This window comes from Micromonospora sp. NPDC048868 (assembly GCF_043198195.1).
Lineage (GTDB): Bacteria > Actinomycetota > Actinomycetes > Mycobacteriales > Micromonosporaceae > Micromonospora > Micromonospora reichwaldensis.
Window position 1 is genome coordinate 193,408 of sequence record NZ_JBICUN010000011.1, and the last position, 10,457, is coordinate 203,864.

The following is a 10,457-nucleotide window of genomic DNA, read 5'->3' on the forward strand; positions in this document are numbered from 1 at the left end:
GATCAGGCCGAGCCGAACTCTTCGTCCAGCAGGCTGAAGATCTCCTCGGCGGAGGCCGACTCGAGGCTGGTGCCCTCGTCGGCGGCGGAGTCCGCACCGGACTCGGTGTAGGTCCACAGGGAGAGCAGTTCACGCAGCCGGGCGCCGACGGCGGCCCGGTCGGTGTCGGCGGAGGCCACCGCCCGCATGGCGTGCTCCAGCTTGTTCAGCTCGCCGAGCACCGTCAGCGCGGACGTGCTCCGCTCCGCCAGCAGCGCGCCCCGCAGGTACTCGACAAGCGCGGCCGTGGTCGGCCGGTCGTAGATCAGCGTGGACGGCAGCCGCAGCCCGGTGGCCGCGTTGAGCCGGTTGCGGAACTCGACGGCGGTCAGCGAGTCGAAGCCCAGCTCGACGAAGCCGCGCTCGACGTCGATCGAGCGGATCGACGCGTAGCCGAGGACCGCCGCGGCGTGGGTGCGGACCAGGTCGGAGAGCACCTGGTCGCGGTCGGCCTCCGCCGTGGCGGCGAGGGTCTCCCGCAGCGCCTCGGCCGGATCGCGCTCGGCGGCCCGTACCGCGCCGCTCGTCGCCGGCCGGACCAGCGACCGCAGCACCGGCGGCACCGCCGCCGGCCCGTGCCGGCCGATCAGGGCGAGGTCCAGGTTGACCGGTACGACCACCGGCTCGGCGAAGCGCAGCGCCTCGCTGAACAGGTCCATGCCCTCGTCGGCGCCGAGCGGGACGAAGCCGCCCCGGTTCATCCGGGCCTCGTCGACGTGCCCGGTCTGGCCGTCGCCGGTGTCGTTGACCCACGGGCCCCAGGCCAGCGAGAGCGCCGGGAGTCCCCGGTCGCGCCGGTGCTGGGCGAGGGCGTCGAGGAAGCAGTTCGCCGCCGCGTGGTTGGCCTGCCCGGGGCCGCCGAAGAGGCCGGCCGCCGAGGAGAAGAGCACGAACGCGGCCAGGTCCAGCTTCTCGGTCAGCTCGTGCAGGTGCCAGGCCGCGTCGACCTTGGGACGCAGCACGGTGTCGAAGCGGTCCGGGGTGAGCGCGGGCAGGACGCCGTCGTCGAGCACCCCGGCCGCGTGCACCACGCCGGTCAGCGGCAGGTCGGCGGGGAGCTGGTCGACCAGCAGGGCGAGCGCGTCGCGGTCGGTGACGTCGCAGCCGACCACCCGGGCGGTGGCGCCCAGTCCGGCCAGCTCGTCGACAAGCGCGGCGACGCCCGGGGCATCCGCCCCGCTGCGGCTGACCAGCAGCAGGTGCCGTACGTCGTGCCGGGTCACGAGCCGTCGCGCCACGAGCCGCCCGAGCAGGCCGGTCGCCCCGGTCACCAGGACGGTGCCGGCGGCCAGGTCGGGGCCGGGCGCCTCGGCCGGGGGCGGTCCGAGCCGGGTCAGCCGGGGCACCCGGAGCTGGCCGGCGCGTACCGCGAGCTGGGGTTCGCCGGTGGCCAGGGCCGCCGGCAGCAGCGCGGCGGCCGAGGCGTCGTCGTCGACGTCGAGGAGCACGATCCGGTCGGGGTTCTCCGACTGGGCGGAGCGCAGCAGGCCCCAGGCGGTGGCGGCCGGCACGTCGGCGATCCGCTCGTCCGGGTCGACCCGGACCGCGCCGCGGGTGACCACCACCAGCCGGGCGGCGGTGAGGGACTCCTCGGCGAGCCACTGCTGGGCCAGCGCGAGCATGCGGTGGGCGACGCGGTGCGCCTGGGCGGCCGGGTGCGGCTCGTCGGCGGCCGGTCCGGCGCAGGTCACCAGCACCGCGTCGGGCACCGGACCGCCGGCGCGCACCTCGGCGACCAGCGCGGAGAGGTCCGGGTGCCGGTCGGCGCCGGGCCAGTCGTCGCCGAGGGCGACGAGCCGGGACGTGCCGTCGGCGCGGCCGGTGGCGGGGGCGACCCAGTCGAGGCGGTGCAGGGACCGGCTGGCCGACCGGCGGGCGGCGCTGAGCTGCTCGCCGGAGATGGGCCGCAGGACCAGACCGTCGACGGAGGCGACCGGGGTGGCGCCGGTGTCGGTGATGGTCAGGGCCACGGATGAGGCGTCGGTGGCGCGCAGCCGGATCCGCAGCTCGCGGGCGCGGGTGGGCCGGATGGTCACGCCCGACCAGGTGAACGGCAGGCCCGGGCGGATGTCGGGGCCGCCCTCGGTGCCCGACGCGCCACCGGCGGGGTCGCCGGCCGTGGCGTCGGTGGCGCCTGCCGTGGCGCTGGCGCCGATGGCGTGCAGCGCCGCGTCCATCAGGGCCGGGTGCACCGAGAAGGCCGTGGTGTCGGTGGACGCGTCGGCGTCCAGGGCGACCTCGGCGAGGATGTCCGGGCCCGACCGCCAGGCGGCGCGCAGCGCCCGGAAGGCCGGGCCGTAGTGGTAGCCCTGGGCGGCGAGCCGGGCGTAGAGCCCGTCGAGGGCGATCGGCTCGGCGTCGGCGGGCGGCCACACGGCGGCCGGAGCGGGCTCCGGGTCGACGGTGTCGGCGAGCTGGCCGGAGGCGTGCCGCTGCCAGGTGCGGGAACCGTCGGGTCCGGTGTCGTCGTCGCGCCGGGTGTGGATGGCGACGGGCCGGTGCCCGGTCTCGTCCGGCGCGCCGACGCGGACCCGCAGGTCGATTCCGCCCTCGGTGGGGATCGCCAGCGGCGCCTCCAGGTTCAGCTCGGCGACGGTCGCCGCGCCGGCCTGCCGGCCGGTCCAGGACGCCAGCTCCACCAGGGCCGTCCCCGGCAGCAGCACCGTGCCGAGCACGGCGTGGTCGGCCAGCCAGGGGTGGGTGGCGAGGGTGATCCGGCCGGTGAACAGCAGCCCCTCGTCGCCGGGCAGGTCGGCCACCGCGCTGAGCAGCGGGTGGTCGACCACGTCGAGGCCCACGGCGGGCAGGACCGAGCGGTGCGCGCCGGTGCGCTCCAGCCAGTAGCGGTTCCGGTCGAAGGCGTACGTGGGCAGGTCGACGGGCTCGGCCTCGGGCAGCAGCCGGCGGTGGTCCACCGGCAGGCCGAGGGTGTGCGCGGTGGCGAGGCCGGTCAGCAGCCGGGTGGCGGCGTCGTCCGACCCGGCGAGGGTCTCCAGGACGTGGCCGGTGACGCCGGTCGCGTCGAGGACGGCGGCGACCCGGTCGGTCAGCGCCGGCTCCGGCGAGATCTCCACGAAGGTCACGTGTCCGGCGTCGACGGCGGCGCGCAGGGCGGCGTCGAGCCGCTCCGGTCCCCCAGCCCCACCGGCCCGCTGGCCGGTGCCGAGAGTGGCCGGGTCGGTCCAGTGGTCGGCGCCGAGGGTGGCCGCGTCGGCCCAGTCCCCGGTGACGGTGGAGGCCAGCCGGGCGGTCCCGGGCTGCGGGGCGAGCCCCGCCAGGGCGACGCGGAGGCCGTCGGGGTCCAGCTCGCCCGCGGCGGCCCGGGCCCGCAGCGCCACCGTACGGGCGGCGTCGGACAGGGACAGCAGGCCCGCCACGTGGGCGGCCACGACCTCGCCGTCGCCGTCGCCGACGACCGCGGCCGGGGTGAGCCCGGCGTGCCGCCAGACGGCGGCGAGCGCCACCCCGACGGCGAACAGCACGGGCCGGGCCAGCTCCGGCCGCTCGCCCCAGGAGGCGTCCGCGCCGGTCAGCAGGGCGGCCGGGTCGACGTCGACCCACGGGGCGAGGGCCTGCCGGCACTCGGCGAGGGCGTCGTCGAAGACCGGGCAGCGGCCCACCAGTCCGGCCGCCGCGCCCGCCGGGGCGGTGCCCGGGAAGACGAACACCGGGCCGGCGCCGTGGTTGGCGACGGTGCCGGTCAGCACGTTGCCGGCGGGGGTGCCGGCGGCGAGCGCGTCCAGGCCGGCCAGCAGCTCGCCGGGGGTCGCGCCGAGCACCGCGGCACGCCTGTCGAACGCCGTGCGGGTCGCGGCGAGGGACCAGCCGACCGCCGCCGGGGCGAGTCCGGGGTGGGCCCGCAGGTGCCGGGCCAGCCGGGACGCCTGCGCGGCCAGCGCCGAGGTCGAGCGGGCCGAGACCGGCCACACCACCACGTCGGCGGCGACCAGCCCGGCGGCGCGTTCCCGCGCCTCCGTGCCAGCGGCCGGCGGCGTCGGGGCGTCGGCCGCCTCGGCGTCGGCGGGCGCGTCGGTGGGCAGCTCGACGACCACGTGGGCGTTGGTGCCGGAGATGCCGAACGAGGAGACCGCCGCGCGGCGGGGCCGGTCGACCGCCGGCCACGGCCGGGACCGGGTCACCAGCTCCACGTCGCCGGCCGACCAGTCGATGTGCGGCGACGGCTCGTCCACGTGCAGCGTCGCCGGTACGGTGCCCTCCCGCATCGCCAGGATCATCTTGATCACGCCGGCCACGCCGGCGGCGGCCTGCGCATGGCCCATGTTCGACTTGACCGAGCCCAGCAGCAGCGGGCCGGCGTCGCCCCGGTCCTGCCCGTACGTCGCCAGCAGCGCCTGCGCCTCGATCGGGTCGCCGAGGACGGTGCCGGTGCCGTGGGCCTCGACGACGTCCACGTCGGTGACCGCCAGCCGGGCGCTGGCGAGCGCCTGCCGGATCACCCGCTGCTGGGAGGGGCCGTTGGGGGCGGTCAGGCCGTTCGACGCGCCGTCGGAGTTCACGGCGGAGCCGCGTACGACGGCGAGGATGCGCCGGCCCTGCCGCCGGGCGTCGGAGAGCCGCTGCACGAGCAGCATGCCGACACCCTCGGACCAGCCGGTGCCGTCCGCCGTGGCGGCGAAGGACTTGCACCGCCCGTCGGAGGCGAGGCCGCCCTGGCGGGAGAACTCCTGGAACGCCGTGGGGGTGGCCATCACGGCCACGCCGCCGGCCAGCGCCAGGTCGCACTCGCCGCGCCGCAGCGCCGCCCCGGCGAGGTGCAGCGCCACCAGCGACGAGGAGCAGGCGGTGTCGACGGTGACGGCGGGTCCCTCCAGCCCGAGGGCGTACGCGACCCGGCCGGAGATCACGCTGTGCGCGGCGCCGGTCATCAGGTAGCCCTCGACGCCCTCGGGGACCTCGGTCAGGCCGGTGCCGTAGCCGGAGGTGGAGGCGCCCACGAAGACGCCCGTACGGGTGCCGCGCAGCGTCGCCGGGTCCACCCCGGCCCGCTCCAGCGCCTCCCAGGACGTCTCGAGGGCGAGCCGCTGCTGCGGGTCCATGGCGAGGGCCTCGCGGGGCGAGATCTCGAAGAAGGCGGGGTCGAAGTCCGCCACGTCGTAGAGGAAGCCGCCCGCCGGGGGGTGGGTCCCCTCCGCCGGCTCGGGGATCTCCCAGCCCCGGTCGGTGGGGAACGGCGAGATGGCGTCCACCCCGTCGGCGACCAGCCGCCAGAACGCCTCCGGCCCGTCGACGCCGCCGGGGTAGCGGCAGGCCATGCCGACGATCGCGACGGGCTCGTCGGCGTCGACGACGACGGTCTGGGGGGCGTCGGCCGGGGCCGCGCCGGAGACCAGCTCGCGCAGGTGCGCGGCCAGCTCGGCGGGGGTGGGGTAGTCGAAGACCAGCGTGGTGGGCAGCCGCAGGCCGGTGGCCGCGTTCAGCCGTCCCCGGAAGTCCACGGCGGTCAGCGAGTCGAAGCCGAGGTCCTTGAACGGGCGGCCGCGCAGCTCGTCGGGCGTGGCGTGGCCCAGCACCGCCGCGGTCTGCTCGTTGACCAGCCGCAGCAGCTCCCGCTCCTGCTCCGCCGCCGGCAGCGCCGCGAGGTGGCGCAGCGGCGCGGCGACCCCGCCCGTGGGCGCGGCGGCCTCCTCCTCCTGCGCGACGAGCGCCCGCACCTGCGGCACGCCGCCCAGGAACGGGCTGGGCCGGGCCACGGTGAACGCGGGGTGGAACCGGCTCCAGTCGACGTCGGCGACGGTCACGCAGGGCGTCGGGCGGCGCAGCGCCCGGTCGAGGGCGACGAGCGCCTTCTCCGGGTCGATCGGCGGCAGGCCCATCCGGTTGAGCTGTTCGGTGGCCACGTTCTCGGCGGCCATGCCGTGTTCGCCGCCCCAGGCCGTCCAGGAGACGGCGGTGGCCGGCAGGCCCCGGTCGCGCCGGTTGACGGCCAGGGCGTCCAGCAGGGAGTTGCCGGCGCCGTAGGCGCACTGCCCGGCGCTGCCCCACACGCCGGAGATGGAGGAGAACATGACGAACGCGCCGAGGTCGCGCTCGGCGAGGCAGGCGTCGAGGTGCAGGGCGCCGAGCACCTTGCCCGCGACGACGTGGGAGAACTCGTCGAGGGTGGTGTCGGTCAGCGGGGTGAGCTGGTCGGTGCCGGCGGCGTGCACGACCGCCGTCAGGTCGGGCAGCGCGTCCACCAGCTCCGCCACGGAGCTCCGGTCGGTGACGTCGCAGGTGGCGACGGTGACCCGCCCGTCGGCGCCGTACCGGTCGAGCAGGTCCGCGATGCCCGGGGCGGCGGTGCCCCGGCGGCTGGCCAGGACCACCCGCCCGGCGCCGCGGCCGAGCAGCCAGCGGGTGACGTGGCCGCCGAGGGCGCCGGTGCCGCCGGTGACCAGGACGGTGCCGGAGCACCAGTCGCCGGCGGGGGGCTCGTCCGCCGCGGGCGGGGCCGGGGTGAGCCGGCGGGCCCAGGTCCCGCCGGGCCGGACGGCCACCTGGTCCTCGCCGACGTGACCGGCCAGCACGGCGGCGAGCCGCCGGGTGGTGGCGTCGTCGACGGTGGCCGGCAGGTCGACCAGGCCGCCCCATCGGTGCGGCTGCTCGACGGCCGCCGCGCGGCCGAGGCCCCAGACCTCGGTCTGCAGCGGGTGCGCGACCCGGTCGCCCGGGGCCGCCGCGACCGCGCCGCTGGTGACGCACCACAGCGGCGCCACCAGGTCCAGGTCGGTCATCGCCTGGACCAGGGCGAGGGTGCTGGCCGCGGCGAGGGTCACGCCGGGGTGCTCGGCCAGCAGCCGGTCCTGGCCGGCGACCACGGCGAGCACGCCGTCGACCGGCCGGCCGTCGAGAAGGTCCCGCAGCCGGGCGGCGAGCGCCGCGCGGTCGAGGTCCGCCGCGCCGACGCGCAGCACCAGCGGCTCGTCGTCGCCGAAGAGCCCGGCCAGGCCGTCGGCCCACGCCGGCGCGTCGTCGGCCGGCAGCACGACCAGCCAGCGGCCCGCCGGGCCGTCGCCGTCCTCGACGGGCACGGGCTGCCAGGTCACCTGGTACGACCAGCCGTCCACCAGCGAGCGTTCCCGCCGGGAGCGGCGCCAGGAGGTGAGTACGGGCAGGGCCGGCAGCAGCGCCTGGACCTGCTCGTCGTCGTCGCCCAGTTCGCCGCGCAGCGTGTCGGCGTCCGCCTGCTCCAGGGCGGTCCAGAACTCGTCGTCGCCGTCCGCCGCCACGGTGTCGGGGGCGGCGGGCGGCGGCTCGGGCCAGAAGCGCTGCCGGCGGAAGGCGTACGCGGGCAGGGGCACCCGCGCGGTGTCGGCGCCGGCGAACAGCTCCGCCCAGCCGACCTCGACCCCGCCGACGTGCAGCTCGGCGAGGGCGGTGAGGGCGGAGGCGGGCTCGGGGCGGTCGCGGCGCAGCAGCGCCACTGCGGCGGTGTCGTCGTCGGCGCCGGCGGCGGTCAGGACGTCGCGGGCCAGCGCGGTGAGCACGCCGCTGGGGCCGACCTCCAGGAACGTACGCACACCGAGGGCGCGCAGCTGGTCGACGCCGTCGGCGAACCGGACGGCCTCCCGCACGTGCCGCACCCAGTACTCGGCGGTGCGGATCTCGTCGGGGTCGGCGACCGTGCCGGTCAGGTTCGACACGATCGGCAGCGTCGGCGGGTGCAGTTCCAGCCCGCGCACCACGGCGGCGAACTCGGCGAGCATGGGTTCCATCAGCGGGCTGTGGAAGGCGTGGCTGACGCGCAGCGGCCTGGTGCGTACGCCCTGGTCGGCCCAGCGGCGTTCGAGTTCCTCGACGGCGTCGGCGGCGCCGGAGACGACCACGGCGGTGGGCCCGTTGACGGCGGCCACGGCGACCCGGTCCTCGACGCCGGCCAGGGCGGCCCGGACGGCGTCGGCGGGGAGCTGGACGGCCAGCATCGCGCCGCCGGCCGGCAGGGCCTGCATCAGCCGGCCCCGGGCGGCGACGAGGGTGGCGGCGTCGGGCAGCGACAGCACGCCGGCCGCGTGCGCGGCGGAGAGCTCGCCGATCGAGTGGCCGAGCAGGACGTCCGGGACGATCCCCCAGCTCTCCAGGAGCCGGAACAGCGCGACCTCGACGGCGAACAGGCCGGCCTGGGTGTAGAGGGTCTGGTTGAGCAGCCCGGCGGCCTCGTCGCCCTCGGGCGCGAAGAGCACCGGGGCGAGCGGGCGGGGCAGGTGCCGGTCCAGCTCGGCGCAGACCTCGGCGAGCGCCCGGCCGAAGACGGGGAACGCGGCGGCCAGCTCGCGGCCCATGCCGCTGCGCTGCGCGCCCTGGCCGGAGAAGAGGAACGCGAGCTTGCCGCCGCGCGGGCCGGCGCCGGTGACCAGGCCCGGGGCGTCGCCGCCGGTGGCGAGCGCGCGCAGGCCGTCGGCCAGGCCGGCGCGGTCGGCGGCGAGCAGCACGGCCCGGTGCTCGAGGCTGGCCCGGGTACGCGCCGACGACCAGCCGACGTCGGTCAGCCGCAGCTCGGGGCGCCCGTCGAGCCAGTCGGCCCAGCGGGTCGCCTGCGCGGCCAGGGACTCGGCGTCACGGGCGGAGAGCAGCACCGGCACGAGGCCGGCCCCGTCGACGCAGGCGGTGTCGGCGGCGGCCGGCACGGCGACCGCGTCGGTCGCGGCGGCGGCGCCGTCCGGGGCGTCCACCGCGGCCGGGTCGGCGGCGGGCGCCTCCTCGATGATCACGTGGGCGTTGGTGCCGCTCATGCCGAAGGAGGAGATGCCCGCGCGGCGGGGCTGCTCCCCGGCGGGCCACGGCTGCGGCTCGGTCGCCAGCGACACCGCGCCGGCCGTCCAGTCCACGTTGGGGGTGGGCGCGTCGACGTGCAGCGTCGCCGGCACGGTCTCGTGCCGCAGCGCCATCACCATCTTGATCACCCCGGCGACGCCGGCGGCGGCCTGGGTGTGCCCGATGTTCGACTTGACCGAGCCGAGCCAGAGCGGCCGGTCCGGCTGCCGGCCCTGCCCGTACGTCGACAGCAGCGCCTGGGCCTCGATGGGGTCGCCGAGGGTGGTGCCGGTGCCGTGCGCCTCCACGACGTCGACCTGCTCCGGGGCGAGCCGGGCGCTGGCCAGCGCCTGGAGCACGACCCGCTGCTGGGAGGGGCCGTTGGGGGCGGTCAGCCCGTTGCTCGCGCCGTCCTGGTTGACCGCGCTGCCGCGTACCACCGCGAGGACGGGGTGGCCGTTGCGCCGCGCGTCGGAGAGCCGCTCGACGAGGAGCAGGCCGACGCCCTCGCCCCAGGCGGTGCCGTCGGCGGCGGCGGCGAACGACTTGACCCGGCCGTCCATGGCCAGGCCCCGCTGGCGGCTGAAGCCGATGAAGGCGGACGGGGTGGACATGACGGTGGCCCCGCCGGCGAGCGCCAGGGTGCACTCCCCCTGCCGCAGCGCCTGGCAGGCCAGGTGCAGGGCGACCAGCGACGACGAGCAGGCGGTGTCGACGGTGACGGCGGGGCCCTCGATGCCGAGCGCGTACGAGATCCGGCCGGACACGACGCTGGCCGCGGTGCCGGTGAGGATGTAGCCCTCGGTGCCGGGCGGCGGCTGCTGGAGCAGGCCCACGTAGTCCTGGCCGGTGGTGCTGGCGAACACCCCCACCTGGTGGCCGCGCAGCGCCGAGGGGTCGAGCCCGGCGTGCTCGAACGCCTCCCAGGCGGCCTCCAGCAGCAGCCGCTGCTGCGGGTCCATGGCGAGCGCCTCGCGCGGCGAGATGCCGAAGAACGCGGCGTCGAACTCGGTGGCGGAGTCGATGAAGCCGCCCTCGGCGACGTACGACGTGCCGGGGTGGTCGGGGTCCGGGTGGAACAGCCGCGCCAGGTCCCAGCCGCGGTCGGCGGGGAACGCGGAGAAGGCGTCGCGGCGGGAGTCGACGAGCTCCCACAGCTCCTCGGGCGAGCCCACCCCGCCCGGGAACCGGCAGGCCATGCCGACGATGGCGATCGGCTCCCGGTTGGCCGCCTCAAGCTCGCCGAGCTTCCTCCTGGTCTGGTGAAGGTCCGCCGTCACCCATTTCAGGTACTCCCGGAGCGTATCTTCAGTCGCCATTGACGCCACCTCTTCGGGCCGGAAAGAAACAGGCGACCCAATACCGTCCACAGACGCCACAAGCCGCGAAGATCTAAGCCCATTCAGCCGACCACGAATTGCCAGACAAAAAGCGTTTCAGCCCCCACCAGGTCTTACGCGCCGGACGAAAGGTAATTGTCGCCGGACGGCGGTCACAACCCCTAGCGTGCCCCTACGGGTGCCCCTAGGCGGCGGGGGCGCAGGCTGCGCCGACCCGCCCTGCGAGCGGTCCGGCGCGGCACCCTCGCGGGGTGCGGCCGGGCGGGTGTCCAGGCCCGCCCGGCCGCAGGTGTCACAACCGTCGACGACGGCCGTACGGCACCATTT

Annotated in this window: 1 protein-coding gene; it reads right to left on the reverse strand. The window is 77.3% G+C overall.

All coding sequences use genetic code 11. The features are described 5' to 3' along the window. Positions 1 to 2: 2 nt before the first annotated feature. Positions 3 to 10,109, reverse strand: coding sequence for a type I polyketide synthase (locus ACGFNF_RS19350; protein ID WP_393169500.1), 10,107 nt, complete (start codon positions 10,107 to 10,109; stop codon positions 3 to 5). Between the last annotated feature and the right edge of the window lie 348 nt (positions 10,110 to 10,457).